A 16,920-nucleotide genomic window follows, 5' to 3' on the forward strand; every position below is an offset into this window, starting at 1 on the left:
GGCGATTTATAATTACAAAGATATTAAGTACGACGATTTGTTTAGATATTATTTGTTTTTTTTAAACAATAATATTTATGGATGGGTGACCCGACCTAAGTAAACTAATTACAAATAATAAAAAATATGTATTTCGATGAAACCTTTTGCTATTATTATAGTCTTATATATAGTTTTTAGTTTTAGGTTAAAAAAGGGGAGCAATTGTGGCGATTGTTCCTCTTTTTTTATTTGTACAATTCTCGTCATAGATTGGCAATGATTATAAATCATTGAATATAATTATATAGAATTTATTAGTTTTGACTCGAATTGGGGAAAAGACATTTACATATCCATCGGATATTATCGGTTTTGTTGTTATGGGTATTTGCCATAGCACTCACTCCCTTTGGTGCCTTTCACAATCACCATCACGATGAGCCTAAGTGCTCTGTTCATGAAAAAACATGTACCCATAAATTGCATGTTACCAATAAAGCGGAACATTGTTTAATCTGTGAAGCTCATTTCGAAAAAAATTACATTACCACTAAACATCAGTTTCAGGTTTACCTGGTTTGGAAACCTGTATCCAAAACCTACCACACCATAAGTGGGTCTTATACAGAATTAATTGACCTGGCGCTTCGGGGTCCTCCTGTAGCCTAATTGCCAATTTACAGGTAGTACACCTGTTTTCCTTTTAATTATTATTTTGATGGATCAGCATATGATTATATGCCGGTGCCGTCGTTTAAACAATTTATTCTGATGAAAAGAGTACATCTTTTACTATTTATAGCACTATATCTATTTTTTCCGGTATTGAGTTTCGCTACCGAAGTTGCCCAGTTTAGAGGCAAGGTTATTGACGCTGATATGAAGTCTCCGCTTCCAGGCGCAACCATTTACATTACGGATCTAAAAGCCATTACAAGCACTAACGAACAAGGGGAATTTATTCTGAAAAATGTACCTGCAAAAGGGAAGTTTTTGCTAGAAGTTCGTTTTGTGGGCTACAAAACATATTCTGTACTAGTTGATCTGGGCAGCCAACATAACTTAGTGATTCCTTTATCGGCCTCAGTTATCGAGAGTGCAGAGGTGGTCATCACTGGCACACCCTTTAGTTCTAACAATAAAACCAATAGTTTATCAGTGGTTACAGTGGGCAAAACAAAACTAGCCCAATCTGGAGGTACAAACCTGATTGATGCAATTGCTAAAATCCCGGGTGTTTCTCAGGTAAGCACCGGTGGAGCTATCTCTAAACCAATCATAAGAGGCCTTGGCTACAACAGGGTTCTAACAATGGTTGATGGTGCAAGAGAAGAAGCGCAGCAATGGGGTGATGAGCACGGTATCCAGGTCGATCAGTTCTCTGCAGCAAGGATTGAGATTTTAAAAGGACCAGCAAGTTTATTGTATGGTTCGGATGCATTGGGTGGTGTAATTAATGTGATCGATGATCTAGTGCCTGCACCAGGTGTATACAATGGTGCGTTTAGTTCTACCTATAGTACAAATAACGGACTAAGCGCCTCTTCATTAATGCTGCAAGGAAACGATGATGGCTTTGTTTATCGCGGACGTGCATCTTATAAAAATGCATACGGTTTTGGGTATAAAAATACCACTGTGCCAAATTCAGGGTTTAATGAGCTAGATTTCAATGGAATGTTGGGCTTAAATAAAAGTTGGGGCTATTCTCATCTTAGCTTCTCCCGTTTTCATACCAATATTGGACTTGTCGAAAATGGGCCGAATGCAGATGGTAACTTTGTAAATGAAGACGGGGATGTGATCCCCCAATCGGAAGCGAAGGAAAGAGCAGTCGGTTTGCCATTCCAAAACCTGACACATTATAGAGCCGCTTTGAACAGCAATTTTATCCTGGGAAAGGGACAATTGAAAACCGTATTTGCTTTCCAGAGTAATATTAGAAAAGAGTTTGAAGAAAGTGCGCAGGAGCCAGGTTTAAACTTAAACCTCAAATCATATACCTATGATGTAAAGTACAACTTTCCTAATCTTGGCGAATGGCAACCCGCAGTTGGTGTGCAAGGCATGTATCAAAATAACGTGAATAGTGGTGAGGAGTTTCTGATCCCCGATTATAACAGCAACAACATCGGTGCTTTTGTTTATTTGAAACGAAATTTCACAAAGGGGGCGATCAATGCAGGTGTTCGTTACGATTACAAAAAGATGAATGGTAAAGATTTGAGCTTTAATGGAGAACAGATTTTTAATGGCTTTAACAACGAGTTCTCTAATATGTCTGGTTCATTGGGCTTCGCTTTCGAAGTTGCAAAAAATCTGGTGCTTAAAGGCAATGCTGGTTCGGGCTTCAGAGCACCAAACATTGCCGAGCTTGGTGCGAATGGTCGACATGAAGGAACCTTTAGATACGAGATTGGCAACAGCAATTTGAAGCAGGAAACCAGTCTGCAGTTCGACCTTGGATTGGAGTATACAGCCGAGCAGGTAACCTTTGGTTTAAATGCGTATGCTAATAGGATCTTTAATTACATTTATCCCGGAAACTTTAACAATGAGACCATGCCTTTCGATAATGAGGATGGGAGTGTAGAAACTCTACCAGTTTATCGTTATGTGCAAACCAATGCCGATTTATTTGGTGGCGAGGCTTCTGTTGATTTTCACATCGTGAAATCCCTGCATTTTGAAAACTCCTTCTCTTATACGAAAGGTGTGAATAGGGCTAATGATGAGGCTTTGCCATTCATTCCAGCGGCCAGTATCAGCAATGAAATACGCTTTGAACCAAATGTAAAAGGATTAGCCGATACTTACTTTAAAGTAGGTGTTACAAACACATTTAAACAAGCTCGTTTTGATAGTTTTGAAACACAGACTAATGGTTACACACTATTGGATGCGGGTTTTGGTACAAGCTTCAATACGGATAAAGGCAAACTGAATGTTTGGGTAACCGGACAAAACCTTTTAAATAAGGAATATTACAATCACCTAAGTAGGTACAAGCCAGTAGGTATTTATAACCCGGGTCGTAATGTTACATTCGGGATTAGTGTTCCCTTTTTATAGTCGGAGGTAACTCTTTGTAAGGCTGTATCATTAGTCAGTTCGTGATCTTGAAATAAATTCAGGATCACGAACGGGCTAATGATACAGCCTATACAACTATAATTCCCTTATTTTGCACATAAAAATAAATAATGCTTAAGTTTAGAACTTTCGCTTCCTTTTATTGTTGCTTTAAAAACTAACTATGTTAAAAAGACTATCACTTTCCATTTTGGCCATTCTTTGTTTGGTTACTGCTACACAGGCTCAAAAAACAGATACTTTATCCATCACTTTAGAAAATGTTAAATACGGTTATCCCGTAAAATATTTCCCTATAGCTGTAGAAGGGCAGGATGTACGTATGGCCTACATGGATGTTGCACCCACACAAATGGCCAACGGCAGGACAGTGATGCTTTTCCATGGTAAAAACTTTGGGGGATATTACTGGACAGAAGTTATCAAAGCTTTAACCAGCAGAGGATTTAGAGTGATAGTTCCAGATCAGATTGGTTTTGGTAAATCTTCAAAACCTTTCATTCATTACAGTTTTCATCAAATGGCAGCCTGGAATAAAGCTTTGCTTGATACACTGGGTATCCAAAAAGCAAGTGTGTTAGGTCATTCAATGGGTGGAATGTTGGCTACCCGTTTTGCGCTGATGTATCCTGGACAAACAGAGATGTTGTTACTTGAAAATCCTATAGGACTAGAAGATTACCGTCTTTTTGTTCCTTATGTAAGCACCGATCAACAGTATGCGACAGAGTTGAAAGCTACAGCAGAGAGCATTAAAAAATACTACCAAAGCTCTTATTTTACGGTTTGGAAGCCTGAATATGAAGAGTTGGTACGGGTAGCTGCAGGAGTAACCAATAGTGCTGATTTTCCAAGATGGGCAAAAGTTGCCGCAATGACTTATACCATGATCTATGAGCAGCCAGTTGTACACGAGTTTATCAATGTAAGAGTGCCAACCGTTTTGTTTATCGGAAAACAAGATAAAACCATCGTAGGCAAAGGCTTACTTAGCCCTGATCAACAGGTTTTATACGGACAGTATAGGTTTTTAGGAAAGCAAACTGCGGCTAAGATCCCTGGGGCTAAAATTATTGAATTTGATGGCTGTGGCCATATCCCCCATGTAGAGATCCCTACAGAGTTTGTTGTTGCATTGTTAGGTAGTCTTTAAAAGCTATTTACTGGCAAGATCTTGTAAAAAGGTATCCGATAAGATCTGATATAACTCTGGGTGTTTATCTTTTAACTGTTTAGGGTTTTCGAAAAAGTATTCGGATACTACAGCAAAAAATTCAGCCTCATTGGTAATGGCATAAGGGTTAATATCCGACTTGCCTTTTTCTATTTGCTGCATTTCCTGATGAATCATTTTTATCCATGGTACAGCGTATTCGTGCTTCATCAGGTTATCCGGAACACCGTCTGTTGCACCATCCGATTTATCGAGTAGGTGCACAAACTCATGAATAGCTGTATTTTCTTTATCGACGGCATTGGAAAACCCATGCAATAATGCCGAGCGAGATAAGATCATTTGCCCATTCATATAACCTTCACCAACCATACCAAGGATATTTCTTTCTGCGCCTTCAAATTGAAAATCTTTATTAAAGGTGTCTGGGTATAACAACACACTCGATAGGTTTTTATACTTCCAATCTTCAAAACCAAACACCGGAATAATGGCGCTAGAAGCAACCAATACCCGGTCTAATGGATTTATTTCAAGATCTATCCCTTCTATCCTTACGTAGCTTAAAAATACGGCTATTTTATCTTCAAATTTCCCTTTATCTACTGGACTTAGCTGTTGGTAAAAATGGACATGCTGTGAAAGCTGATCAGTTTCGGCTGCGCTAAGCGTTGGAATAGATTTCGATTTAAAAGGATTGCCCCGAATAATAAAGTAAACAACAATGATAAATAACGGAATTAGGAAGAAGAGAATCGTGTTCATAGCCTATGATTCCAGGATTTCCAATTGTGTAATGATTTGTTCCTCTGTAATTGGGTAGGCCACCTGATTGGTAATACGCTGATACATGGCCTCAAATAAAGGAATATAATCTCCTTTTAGGGACGGTATTAAGTGTTGAACTTTATTGCCCTGTTCATCTATAAGCGTGAGTTTACCTGCTCTTCCCGGAAGTTCAACTCCATACATAGGATCTGTAAGCTTCATGCCCTGCAGCAATTGCTCTTCCTGTACATCAGAACGGTCTTTTATAAATGAACCATGGCTGCCATGCAATACAAATGCAGGTAAGGGATCCGCTACCAAAAGATTAGCATGTACAAAAACATTAACACTGTTTGGATAGCTCAAATGAATGGAGAAATAATCATTCACTTTAGTGTCTTTGCGATTTTCACCTAGTATTTTATGAGATGAATCCGGCTTCCCAAATATACTGATCACTTGATCAAGCAAATGTGGGCCCAGGTCGTAAATCAATCCACTGGCGGCAATAGGTTGTTCTTTAAATGTTTTCGGACCGATATCAGCACGGTAACGGTCAAACCTGAAATGTACTTCATTCAGTTTACCTAGTTGTCCGCTTTCAATTACCTCTCGCACCGAACCAAAATCACTATCCCATCTTCTGTTTTGGTAAACAAACACTTGTTTGCCTACACTTTTAGCCAGGTCAAAGATTTCTTTAGCTTCTGCCGAGGTCGCCGTGAATGGTTTTTCGACCAAAATATGTTTACCCGCTTTTAGCGCCTTTGTGGCATAATCAAAATGCGTGTAATTGGGGGTATTTATAATAATAAGGTCAATTTTCTCGTCAGCAATCAGGTCCTCAATCGTATCGTAGCTAATGATTCCCGGGTAAATAGCAGCTGCATTTTTTTGGTTACGCTCGGTTACGGCATGTAGTTTAAATCCGGGATGTTTATCTATAAAAGGAGCGTGGAAAACTTTCCCAGACATTCCAAAGGCCATTATGCCGGTTACAATTTCTGTATTCATTTGCAAAATTTTGTTTGATGATTTTTAAGGTTTATGTAATCTACCGTGTGCTAAATTTAGTGAAATCACTTTACTATTCGCCAAAGTTTATTGTAATAAAACTGGGAGGCTAATTGTATCTTTGTAGTATGAAGCCTGCAGAAACACATGCAAAATGGAAAGTTTTGCAAGAGAGAATAGCGAAGGAGTTTGATTCTGATATTCCGGATTTAAAGGTAATGCTGTTTTTAATTGGAGTACAGGAACTTGGAAAAGGGCCTGGTAAATACAGTAAGCGCCAAAAAGAGGAGTTGATGCACATCGCTACCTGTCGCTTGTTAAGTGAAATGGGATTCTATGAACTAGAAGGTCAGGATCAGGATGGCTGGCCACATTGGAAATTAGTAAAGCCGGTTCCATCTTTTGCGATGATGGAGCAGGAATTGTTACTTAAGTCACTGGCTATACATTATTTTGAAGATATCTACGATTAGATTCCTAAATAATAAAACGTTTAAAAATGAAAAACCCGAAGTACAATGTACAACGGGTTTTCGTTTTTATAGGGAGATGTAAATGTGATGAACTATCTTCCAGCTGTCTGAGCTTCTTTTTTCAGTTGATCGTTAGCAACGATAACAACCTCAACTCTACGGTTTGCAGCTCTTCCTGCTTCAGTTGTATTATCTGCAATTGGCTCAGAAAATCCTTTACCTAAAGTGATCAAACGTGATGACGGAACACCTTGAGAAACGGCGTAAGCCTTTACAGCTGCGGCTCTTCTTTCAGATAAAGCCATATTATAAGACTCAGCACCTTTATTGTCGGTATGGCCAATTACTTTAATGTCTGTTCCAGGATATTGGTTTAATGAGTTGGCTAAAGATTTAACATTTGTTTTAGCTTGTGCAGTTAAATCTGATTTATCAAAACCAAACAAGATACCGCTATCAAACTTAACAATGATACCCTCACCTTCGCGAATTACTTCAGCATTAGGGATAGCATTTTGTATTTCGGCAGCTTGTTTATCCATTCTTTTTCCGATAAAACCACCTGCAGTACCACCAACAGCTGCACCAATAATTGCACCTACGGCTGTATTACCAGCTTTTTTACCGATAATAGCACCAAGAACACCACCAGCTGCAGCACCTATTCCTGCTCCTTTTTGCGTTTTTGTTAAACTATCGCATCCTTGGAATGCCATTGAACCAACGGCTAGAGCGATACTAAGTGTTGCTATTTTAAATTTTGAAGTCACCATAACATTATCATTTGTTTAGGGCAACCGTAAATCAAACCTAATGCCAAGTTTTATTGTTTCCGAAATAAAGGTGCAGAGATGCCCAAAAAAAACACAAAAAAAGAGAGTGGTGTATAAAATAGTGGTAGGTAACTTTAATGTGACTATAATTCTAGACAGTATGTTTTTATTCAGAAAAGTATTCTTCCAGTTCCTTTAATGTGTTTTCGTCTTTATTGAAATCTTTGATGATTAGCCCTTTTTCTAATAAAATGATTCGGTCGCAAACATCTGTAACATGGTTTAGATCGTGACTGGAAATTAAGGTGGTTAGCGCGTGCTCATTTTTTAACGACCTAATTAATGTTTTAAGCCTGATTTGCGTTGTAGGGTCAAGGTTCGCAAAGGGTTCATCCAATACCAATAACTCTGGATTTTGCATCAATGCCGCAGCAATACCAATCTTGTTTTGATTTCCCTTAGAAAAATCCCGGATGTATTTTCCCTTATTTAAGACCTCGCCGTTAAAGAACTCTTCATATTGCTTAAGGTAGTCCATTACATGAGCCGGACTAAAATGATGAAGACTTCCAATAAATATAAAATACTCTTCAGCCGTTAGGTAGTCAATTAAAAAACCTTCATCCAGATAAGAAGCCGTATAGGTCTTCCATTCGTCATTACCCGCCACATTTTTACCTTTCGAGCGTACTTCTCCTTGATTGGGACGAATCAGATCCAGTACAATTCTGAAGAGGGTAGTTTTTCCTGCGCCATTATTGCCAACAAGTCCAACAGTTTCTCCGGCATTGATTTTTAAATCATCAATGTTTACAACAGTTTTATTGCCGTATACCTTCTTTAAGTCTATAATTTCTAAAATCATGATTTTTCTTTAAAGTTCTCTAAAGCCTTCAGCAATTTTATACCTTCTTTTATTCAGTTCATTTGCCAGAAATGTAACCCAAAAGCTGCGGGTACATAATGCTAACAGTCCAAAAAAGGCTAAGCAAGCAATACCCCAATAAGGATGTCCATTTAATGCAAAAGGTAAATAAAAAGCATAGGGGATCAAAAAATAGGGGACCATTAATATAAACTGGCTAGCACTAATGCCTTGATAGTTAAATGTAGATCCTTTACTTAGATCAATAGCTTTGGAATTCCATGTGGCAAAATATAACACGATAACGGTTCCTATACCTATGTTATAGCAGTAAGCTGCAAACTGTATAAACAAGATTTTAGGGCTTATCAATCCATAAAAGCTGGTGATTATCGCTACTATAGTAGATATGGTTGTAAACAATAGAAATTTGGCTTTTATAAAGTGCTTAAGATTGGTTTTGTTAACCATTAAACCATCAAAATGGGCTGCCTGCCAGCCAAACATAAACTGACCGTAAATACTAATGCTACTCCCCGTTATAAATACCGCCGCAAAAAGCATCATTCTGATATCATCCTTTTCCAGGAGTAATTTTTTATAAAAAAGAAAGCCATAAAGCATGAAAACCAAACTCATGATCAATGCTGATCGGGTTCTCTTATGTCTGAGGATTAATTTAAGTTCTAATGCTGCTAGCACACCCACTGCACCAAATCTGTCTAGAAAAGGATAGGCGGTGCTTACTTTTTTTTCTTGTGCAGTACTCAGCTCCTCGGTGTACATATAGCGCTGCAAATACTTGCCGTTTATGAAATACATAACTAGGGCAACAATTGTAAAAGTAAAAGCCGTTGGGGGATGTAAAGTGATAAAGCTAAATAAGCGGTTTGATATTTCAGTAATGGACAGGATTTTGAAATATTCGAGTAGTGCCAGACTCGAAATTACCACCACAACTCCAATAATCGCCTTTACATTTACTGTAGTTAGGCGTTTAATATACATGGCCGTAAAATTATTAAAGGCAGATAAAGAAAGGATGGAGATAACGTACATGATCGCGACAAATGGACCGTATACCTCAGCAATTGCAGTGCAGCAAAAGGGAATAAAAATAAATAGAGGTAAAATGTTAAAAGCACTAAATAGCGATCTAACATTTAGAAAGTTCACTATTTTTTGTTTCGGAATCCTCAAATGTAGATAGGGGACAATGCTTAAAGTTGGCAATTCCTGTAATTGTAGACGCATTAAAAAATCGATAGCAAAATAGTAAAGAATTAACCCGTTAAAAACATAGAATACATCTTTTCCAGGTAATAGTTTACCGATGATCAATTCCATTCCAAATCCCACAAGGATGGCAAGCGCCAGTAGATAAAGGATAACAAAGCCTAGAAATAGCTGCGCGGCTATACTTGTCCCTTTGTTTCTTGAACGCCAAAAGGCTTTCCATTGGTGATTTAGAAAGGTCGACAGCATATTAATAATTGTATTTATTTTTCCAATTTTTTCTCAACTGTTCCCTTAATTTTTCCTCAGCAGGATTATTCCCGGGATCATATAGTTTTGTACCACTCAATTTCTCAGGTAAATACTCCTGTTCAGTAAAATTACCTTCATAACCATGCGAGTATTTATAGTCTTTTCCATAACCAATATTCTTCATCAGTTTGGTTGGGGCATTACGAATGTGTAGTGGGACAGGTAAATTTCCGGTTTGTTTTACCAATGCCTGAGCTTTGTTTATAGCTTCGTAGGATGCATTGCTTTTTACAGAGGAAGCCATATAAGTGACCGCTTGAGAAAGGATGATCCTTGATTCAGGAAAACCGATCACATTAACAGCCTGAAAGCAATTGTTTGCGAGCAGCAAAGCGTTGGGATTAGCATTGCCAATGTCTTCAGAAGCAAGAATAAGTAGCCTTCTGGCAATAAATAGCGGGTCTTCACCACCTTCAATCATTCTGGCCAACCAGTAAACGGCTCCATTGGGATCGCTGCCCCTTATAGATTTTATAAATGCAGAAATGATATCGTAATGCTGCTCTCCAGCTTTATCGTATAGTGCCAGATTTTGCTGGGCATGTGCTAAAACATTTTCATTGGTAAGCGTTATTTTGCTGCCACCAATACCGTTAACGGCAATTTCGAGTACGTTGAGTAATTTTCTGGCATCACCACCAGATAAACGAATCAAGGCTTCGTGCTCCTTAATGGTGATTTTTTTGTCTTTGAGAAGGATGTCTTGCTTAATAGCCGTTTGTAGTAGGCCAGCAAGTTCATCCTCGTCCAATGCTTTTAGGATGTAAACCTGACAACGGGACAAGAGTGCTGAGATGACTTCGAAAGAAGGATTTTCTGTAGTTGCGCCAATTAAAGTAACCAAGCCACGCTCTACAGCACCTAATAAACTATCCTGTTGCGATTTACTAAATCTATGAATCTCGTCTATAAATAGGATGGGTAAACCCATCAAGCTGTCTTTCAATAAGGCTGCCCGATCTATAACGTCCCTAATGTCTTTAACGCCAGAGTTAATGGCACTCAAGTTAAAAAAAGGACGGTCTAGTGTTTGCGAAATGATGTAGGCAAGTGTTGTTTTTCCTACTCCAGGAGGCCCCCAAAAAATCATTGAGGGCAGTTGACTACTTTGTATGGCCTTTCTTAATACTGCATCGGGCCCTACCAAGTGTTTTTGCCCAACGTATTCGTCCAGATTCTGTGGGCGCATACGTTCGGCTAAAGGAGGGAGATTTTGCATAAAAGTAAAGATACAAAAATGTCGGTTATCCCCCCGTGGTAATTACTGTGCTTTTGGTTTCTTGTTCCAGAATTTGCGTTTTGGCTTTCCTGAATCTGGTTTTCTGGCGGGTCTTGGTGCTGATGGATCAAAAGGTACTTCGGCAGGAGCTTCGCCTAAATGTTCAGGTAAAGGCATCCTTTCAATCTGCTTTTCGATCAGCTTTTCGATGCTGGCCAATTTGCGTTTGTCTCTGCTGTTAACCAATGTAATCGCAGTGCCTTTAGTTTCAGCTCTGGCAGTACGACCAATACGGTGTACATAGTCTTCTGCATCATGAGGCACATCAAAGTTTACCACCAGGTCTATACCTTCCACATCAATACCGCGACTTAAAACGTCGGTGCCAATAAGAATGGGTAGCTGCCTGTTTTTAAACTTCAGCAATATGCTTTCTCTTTCTTTTTGTCCTAGATCAGAGTGAAAAGCTTCTGTTTTAAGTCCCAGGTTTCTGAATACTTTGCCCAGATTCTTTACTTTCTCTTTAGTTGATGCAAAAACAATGATGCTTTTAAATTCATCCGTTTTTAACAGACTGCTCAATAAAGGCACTTTTTGTTCATCATGCACCATGTATACCTGTTGCGAAATACCCTCAGCAGGTTTAGAAATAGCAAGGCTAATCTGTTCTGGATTATTTAATAATGTTGAGGCCAGCTTCCTGATTTTTGGAGGCATCGTTGCCGAGAACATCACCGTTTGTCTAACTTGTGGTAGGTAACTTACAATGCGTACAATGTCATCATAAAAACCCATGTCAAGCATTCTGTCCGCCTCATCCAGTACCAGATGCTGCAACTGATCCAGTTTCAAAACACCCGAAGAAAGGTGAGAAATCAATCGGCCAGGTGTTGCAATAATGATGTCTACACCTTCGCGCATCGATCGCTTTTGCTGCTCGTAGGCAATGCCATCTCCGCCACCATACACCGTTAACGAACTGATGTTGGTGAAATAGGAAAGTGCCTCTACCTGCAAGTCTATTTGCTGGGCAAGTTCCCTTGTTGGGGCTAGTATCAATGTATTGTTATGACGTTCCTCGGTACCGGCAATCATATTCATGATGGGTAAAAGGTAGGCCCCTGTTTTTCCGGTTCCTGTTTGTGCGCAGGCAATCAAGTCTTTCTTATCTAAAATAAGTGGAATTGCTTGCTGCTGGATTGGGGTTGCATTACGAAACCCCATTGCTAATAACCCTTCTAATAAGTCCGGGTTAAAATTAAAATCTTTAAAATCCAATATACTTTTATGTTGTTAGTATTTACCGTATAAAAGTAACCTTTTTATTTTACTTATTCTTATCTGCGTAGCCAAACACCTTTTGTAAGAGCGAAGTAGACCTCGATCCCAGGTTATCTCTGATCTTAAGTTCTTCCTGCGCTACCTGTATAAACATGCCGTCGATCGCCTTTTGTGCTACATAAGCAGAAAGATCTGTGTTCAGTGGTTTCACCATCGGAAGTTTATTATACTGACCAGTTGCATCTCCCCAATATTTAGTCGCCCCAACTTTTGCAAGACTGGTATTAATTACCGGTTTAAACTTTTCCATCAGTTGAGAAGTGGTTACTCTTTTAAAATAATCAGTTGCCGCATCTTTGTTTCCCAATAGAATATTAGTAGCATCCGTAATGGTCATTTGCTTAATTGCAGAAACGAAAATTGGTTTAGCTTCCTTTGCTGCATCTTCAGCAGCACGATTCAAGCTTAAAATTACATTATCTGCCAGTTTACCCATACCCAGTGAACGTAAGGTTTTATCTACCTTTTGTGCTTCCGGTGGAAAAAGGATCTTTACGGCTAAGTTGCCCATAAAACCGTCTTTTGCCGAAAGCAAGTCTGCCCCACGTGAAGTTCCGATTTCTAATGCTTGTTTAATAGCCGAAGCCATATCTAATGTGCTAGGTGTTCCAGTTGTACTAGTGCTAGTTGTTGTCGTTGTAGTAGTTGTGGTACTACTTTTAGTAACTCCAGCTACTTTTTTCAAAACATCGCCTAGTTTAGACTGAGCCTGAGTAGTAGCAGTGTTCATTAAAAAGCAAGCCGAAAGGCCAAGGTAAACAAGATTTATGCGTTTCATTTGTTATGCGTTATTGATTTTTTATCCGAAGATAGCAAATCTTCGGCCATTAATTTAGCCGATTTGGCCAGTTTAATAAATTCTGAGCGATAACCTTCCTGGTCTTTGCCCATTGCTTGTACCGCGGTGTGGATGACGTGATCAAATGATGCATTTTGTTTAAAATCAGATTGTCTTAGCAGCATCCCAAATTCTGCTACGCTCGCTGCAAAACGGAAATTGTTGCTGGCATTTTCAAAAGGAGCCGAATGATCAATAATTGCTTCTTGAATCAATTTACTGGAACTTCCGTCAGGCTCTTTGTAACGCAGTTTTACGGTAAGTATTTCTTGACTGCCTTTGCTTGTTTTTTTATTTTCCTGATATTTTAAATCATCAACAGCACCAGCGAAGCTACTCTTTACGCCTGTTGGAATCACTTCATACAAAGCCGTTACGGTATGTCCAGAGCCTAATTCGCCAGCATCTTTTCTGTCGTCGTTAAAATCCTTATCTTCCAGTAGTCTGTTTTCGTAACCAATTAAACGGTAAGCTTGCACCTTGTCTGGGTTAAATTCAACCTGTAGTTTTACATCTTTTGCAATGGTAAACAATGTGCCTCCAAATTCATTGATTAGTACTTTACGGGCTTCGTTGATGTTATCTATGTAAGCGTAATTGCCATTGCCTTTATCCGCAAGGGTTTCCATTTTGCTATCTTTCGTATTACCCATTCCATAACCTAATACAGTTAAAAAGATACCAGTTTTGCGCTTTTCTTCAATCAGACTTTGCATGTCCTTATCGCTTGATGCGCCAACATTGAAATCGCCATCCGTTGCTAATATTACCCTGTTGTTACCCCCCTTAATGAAGTTTTGTCCAGCTACCTTATAAGCCAGCTCAATTCCTGCACCACCTGCAGTTGATCCGCCAGCACTTAAGCTATTCAAAGCATCCTTAATTTTAGCCTTGTCGCTCCCTGCTGTTGACGGTAGCACTAAGCCCGAATTTCCTGCATATACCACAATGGCAACTTTGTCTTTAGCACGAAGCTGATCCGTTAGTAATTTAAATGAAGAAACCAGCAAAGGAAGTTTGTTCGGTTCATTCATGGAACCTGATACATCAATCAAAAATACCAAATTGGAGGCAGGAAGATTGTCTGTCGGTATTTTTCTACCCTGTAAGCCAATTTGCACTAGTTTGTGCTTTGTATTCCATGGTGCGCTAGTAATTTCTGTTACAATATTTACAGGATCTGAACCTTTTGGCTGAGGATATTCATAATCAAAGTAATTGATCATCTCTTCAACCCTTATTGCATCTTTAGGGGGTAAACCACCATTATTTATAAATCGGCGAACGTTGCTGTACGAGGCTGCATCAATATCTATGGAAAAAGTAGACAGTGGATTTTTAAAAGGATTTTGAAATCCATTTTCCTGGATAGCGGCGTAGCTTTCTGTATCCTGGCGAGCATTATAAGATCTTGAGTTGTACATGACTGACGGTGCAACGAATGCAACCGAGCCAGTCGTTGCTCTTTTTCCCTTGCCCACATAACCCACTATAATTATTTCGTCTAATCGCTGGTTATCTTGTTCTAAGGATACATTGACGACTGTAGATTTACCAATCTTTACCGTACGCATTTTATAACCTAAATAAGAAAAATGAAGCTGCTTACTGCCATCTTCAACGGAGATGCTGTATTTACCATTACTGTTTGTTGTGACATATTTCTTACTGTCCGATGTCCTTACAATTACTCCTGGAATGGCCTTTCCATCGGTTTTGTCGGTAACAACTCCGCTGATTACTTTAATAGATGCACGACTTTCATGGAAGCCTATAAATATCAGCAGAAACAAGGATAGCAATAATGTTTTCATAATCTTCTGTTTTTTTAATGATGTAGGCTTTGCAGAATTTCCATACCAGTGTCAGAAAATATTTTTATACTTGAACAGATTATGCCTTAAACGCCCATTGAAGTTTATAAAAAATAACGCAAAAATAGAGGAGCAGGATGATGCTGCTTTAATCGCACGCTACAAAAGCGAGAGTGACTTGGGGGCATTGGGTACACTTTACAACAAATACATGCACCTTGTATTTGGGGTTTGTTTAAATTATCTAAAGGATGAAGAGCTGAGTAAGGATGCTGTAATGCAGATCTTTGAAGAATTGGTGTCGAAGTTAAGGATCCATGAGGTACAGAATTTTAAAAGCTGGCTGCATGTGTTAACCCGAAACCATTGTTTAATGGCGCTTCGCAAACAATCTAAGCATACTACAGTTTCTATCGATGATACTTTTGTGGAAAACACGGATTTTGTGCATCTTGATATGGATCATACAAAAGAGAACAAGCTAACCGTTATGGAAAAGTGTATGGAAACACTTCCGGAAGAACAGCGTTTGAGTGTGGATCTTTTCTATTTGCAGGAGAAGTGTTATAAAGAAGTTGCAGATATTACGGGCTACGAAATGCTGAAAGTGAAGAGTTATATCCAGAATGGGAAAAGAAATCTTAAAATTTGTATAGAAAAGAATAGTGGTGAATAAGGACTGGTTAGATATAGGCGTTTTAGAGGATTACCTTGATGGTAAGCTTGATGCTAAAACCATGAATAGGGTAGAGCGTGAGGCTTTAGAAGACCCTTTTGTGGCCGAGGCATTGGCGGGCTTAAGCGAGTCACCTAAGCGTTCTCTGCAATCTATATCTCTGCTTCAAAAACAGCTGCATGAAAGGATTGCAGAACATCAGTCAGTTAAAAAGACTTCGGTAATTACCTGGCAACGTTTAAGTATTGCTGCTACAGCTGCGGTGATGTTTGTGGCTGTGAGTATTATGTTCTGGATGCGTGAAAATAACCATCAGAAAGAATTGGCAGGTCGTGCTAAGAAGGTTGATGTTACGATTGCGCCTAAAGCAGGAGATACTATTCCTACAGTAATAGAGACTGCACCTGTCTTGGCTGCCGAATCTGCTGATAAACAAACAGAGAAAGAAATTGATAAGGCCATTAAAGCGGCAAAAACGAATACTTATGCAGCAAGGGTAAAACCAAAGACAAAAGTAGCATCGAGTGCTGCGGATGCTGCACGGCCGTTAAAAGAAGTCGTTATTTCGGCTGCCCCGGCTCAGTTTAAAAGGCAGGCAATGGCTTCAATGTCTGTTGTAAGTGTTGCTCCTTTACAAAGTACCTTAAATGGTAAAGTGGTTGATCAAAGTGGTCAAGCCTTACCGGGAGTGTCTGTACAAGTTGTGGGGACAAATCTGAGTGCGGTGACTAACGCTGATGGTATGTTTAAAATCGCTGCAGATACTTCAATGAAAGAAGGAACGATTCGTGTCAATTATATTGGGTTTAAGGCTGCCGAATTACTTGCAAAAGTGAATCAGCCTGTTTCTGTTGCTTTAGCGCCAGCGGGTCTAGCCCTTAATGAGGTGGTAGTTGTGGGCTATGGCAAAGCAAAGAAAGAACGTATCGTCGGTAGCACCGAACTTAAGGGGGCATTATCTGGTAAGGCCGCTGGCATTGTGATCCGGGGTTCAAGTTCTGTTAATAAGGATACCATGGTTTCTTCTCCTATTGGCGGCTGGGATAAGCTATTTGCCTACATTAAGGCAAACAATGCCTTTGAAAAAGAGGCTAAAACAGGTCAGGCAGTTGAACTGAGTTTTAAAATTGATAAGGAAGGAACACCAACGGCCATTGAGATTATCAAAGTAGCAGACGATAAATATGAGCAGGAAGCTATCAGATTAATTCTTAACGGTCCTAAGTGGGAAAAACCGGCTAAGGAAAACAGTAGAGTAACCTTCAAAATAGACTTCTAAGAAAGGGTGTTTCCACCACGATCCTGTACAGAATTACATTCTGTAGAACCCTATTGATAAAGG

14 protein-coding genes are annotated in these 16,920 nt (G+C 39.2%); 5 read left to right on the plus strand and 9 right to left on the minus strand.

Translation table 11 applies throughout. The features are described 5' to 3' along the window. Positions 1–753: 753 nt before the first annotated feature. Both EZ444_RS06655 and EZ444_RS06660 read left to right on the plus strand, forming a co-directional pair. On the plus strand, positions 754–3,054 hold the full coding sequence (locus EZ444_RS06655) for a TonB-dependent receptor (protein WP_131607951.1): 2,301 nt from the start codon (positions 754–756) through the stop codon (positions 3,052–3,054). Between the two features lie 184 nt (positions 3,055–3,238). Further along, positions 3,239–4,228, plus strand: a complete 990-nt coding sequence (locus tag EZ444_RS06660; RefSeq protein WP_131607952.1) for an alpha/beta fold hydrolase — start codon at positions 3,239–3,241, stop codon at positions 4,226–4,228. Positions 4,229–4,231: 3 nt separating this feature from the next. Here EZ444_RS06660 and EZ444_RS06665 read toward each other — a convergent pair whose 3' ends face one another. Both EZ444_RS06665 and EZ444_RS06670 read right to left on the minus strand, forming a co-directional pair. Then, entirely contained in the window at positions 4,232–5,014 is a 783-nt protein-coding gene (locus tag EZ444_RS06665; RefSeq protein ID WP_131607953.1) for a M90 family metallopeptidase, read from the minus strand. Positions 5,015–5,017: 3 nt separating this feature from the next. Continuing rightward, complete coding sequence (locus EZ444_RS06670) at positions 5,018–6,031, minus strand: Gfo/Idh/MocA family oxidoreductase (protein WP_131607954.1); 1,014 nt, start codon at positions 6,029–6,031, stop codon at positions 5,018–5,020. A gap of 128 nt (positions 6,032–6,159) precedes the next feature. Between EZ444_RS06670 and EZ444_RS06675 the strand changes: the two genes are divergently transcribed. Beyond that, entirely contained in the window at positions 6,160–6,504 is a 345-nt protein-coding gene (locus tag EZ444_RS06675) for a hypothetical protein (RefSeq protein WP_131607955.1), read from the plus strand. A 92-nt stretch (positions 6,505–6,596) separates the two neighbouring features. Here the strand turns inward: EZ444_RS06675 and EZ444_RS06680 are convergent, their stop codons facing one another. The 7 genes from EZ444_RS06680 to EZ444_RS06710 all read right to left on the minus strand — a co-directional run bounded on the left by EZ444_RS06680 (position 6,597) and on the right by EZ444_RS06710 (position 14,902). Continuing rightward, positions 6,597–7,277 carry an OmpA family protein gene (locus tag EZ444_RS06680; RefSeq protein ID WP_131607956.1) on the minus strand — a complete coding sequence of 227 codons (681 nt, stop codon included), beginning with the start codon at positions 7,275–7,277 and terminating at the stop codon, positions 6,597–6,599. Positions 7,278–7,443: 166 nt separating this feature from the next. After that, positions 7,444–8,142, minus strand: a complete 699-nt coding sequence (locus EZ444_RS06685) for an ABC transporter ATP-binding protein (protein ID WP_131607957.1) — start codon at positions 8,140–8,142, stop codon at positions 7,444–7,446. A 9-nt stretch (positions 8,143–8,151) separates the two neighbouring features. Then, positions 8,152–9,627: a DUF5687 family protein gene (locus tag EZ444_RS06690; protein WP_131607958.1), complete on the minus strand. Its 1,476-nt coding sequence runs from the start codon at positions 9,625–9,627 to the stop codon at positions 8,152–8,154. Between the two features lies 1 nt (position 9,628). Continuing rightward, a complete protein-coding gene (locus tag EZ444_RS06695; protein WP_131607959.1) occupies positions 9,629–10,909 on the minus strand; it encodes a replication-associated recombination protein A in 1,281 nt (426 codons plus the stop codon). A 42-nt stretch (positions 10,910–10,951) separates the two neighbouring features. Next, a complete protein-coding gene (locus EZ444_RS06700; protein ID WP_205945218.1) occupies positions 10,952–12,187 on the minus strand; it encodes a DEAD/DEAH box helicase in 1,236 nt (411 codons plus the stop codon). Positions 12,188–12,236: 49 nt separating this feature from the next. Further along, a complete protein-coding gene (locus EZ444_RS06705) occupies positions 12,237–13,028 on the minus strand; it encodes a DUF4197 domain-containing protein (RefSeq protein ID WP_131607961.1) in 792 nt (263 codons plus the stop codon). After that, positions 13,025–14,902 carry a vWA domain-containing protein gene (locus EZ444_RS06710; protein ID WP_131607962.1) on the minus strand — a complete coding sequence of 626 codons (1,878 nt, stop codon included), beginning with the start codon at positions 14,900–14,902 and terminating at the stop codon, positions 13,025–13,027. Before EZ444_RS06710 ends, EZ444_RS06705 begins: the two co-directional genes overlap by 4 nt. Before the next feature lie 97 nt (positions 14,903–14,999). On the opposite strand from EZ444_RS06710, the gene EZ444_RS06715 reads away from it, so the two are divergent. Both EZ444_RS06715 and EZ444_RS06720 read left to right on the plus strand, forming a co-directional pair. Beyond that, positions 15,000–15,578, plus strand: coding sequence for an RNA polymerase sigma factor (locus EZ444_RS06715; RefSeq protein WP_131607963.1), 579 nt, complete (start codon positions 15,000–15,002; stop codon positions 15,576–15,578). Next, complete coding sequence (locus EZ444_RS06720; RefSeq protein WP_205945219.1) at positions 15,568–16,857, plus strand: carboxypeptidase-like regulatory domain-containing protein; 1,290 nt, start codon at positions 15,568–15,570, stop codon at positions 16,855–16,857. Before EZ444_RS06715 ends, EZ444_RS06720 begins: the two co-directional genes overlap by 11 nt. Positions 16,858–16,920 lie beyond the last annotated feature (63 nt).

The sequence above is a fragment of the Pedobacter hiemivivus genome, assembly GCF_004331685.1.
Lineage (GTDB): Bacteria > Bacteroidota > Bacteroidia > Sphingobacteriales > Sphingobacteriaceae > Pedobacter > Pedobacter hiemivivus.